Source organism: Streptomyces sp. CC224B (genome assembly GCF_030010595.1).
Lineage (GTDB): Bacteria > Actinomycetota > Actinomycetes > Streptomycetales > Streptomycetaceae > Streptomyces > Streptomyces longispororuber.
Genome location: NZ_JASCXL010000271.1, coordinates 1 through 356, shown reverse-complemented (window position 1 = coordinate 356; position 356 = coordinate 1). Strand labels below are relative to the sequence as shown.

Below are 356 nucleotides of genomic sequence, written 5' to 3'. Positions count from 1 at the left end.
ATCTGGTAGGCGTCGAAGGAGGCACCGGCCAGCTCGGTGTGGAAGAGCAGGCCCTCCTGCATCGCGGTCAGCGGCCACACGTCGGCCAGACCCGCGTAGGTCTCCTCCCACGTGTCCAGGTCGCGCTGGCCCACCTCGACCAGCGGTACGTCCGAGGGTGTGAGGCCGCCCGCCTCCGGGGCGGCGGCGTGCCGGGCGAGGCCTTCGAGGGCGGTGCGCCACAGCTCGGCCAGCTCCTCCACCTCGGCCTGCGTGAACAGGCCGGAGGGGTAGTCGAGCCGGGTGACCAGGCGCGGCCCCTGCTCGCCGTCGGCGACGTACGCGGTGACGTTCAGGGCGGCCAGCGCGGGCATGTC

1 protein-coding gene is annotated in these 356 nt (G+C 73.6%); it reads right to left on the bottom strand.

Features of this window, described 5'->3' with window-relative positions; translation table 11 throughout:
• Positions 1-356: hypothetical protein (locus tag QK440_RS41310; protein ID WP_282798408.1), on the bottom strand; the 356-nt coding region annotated here is incomplete at both ends.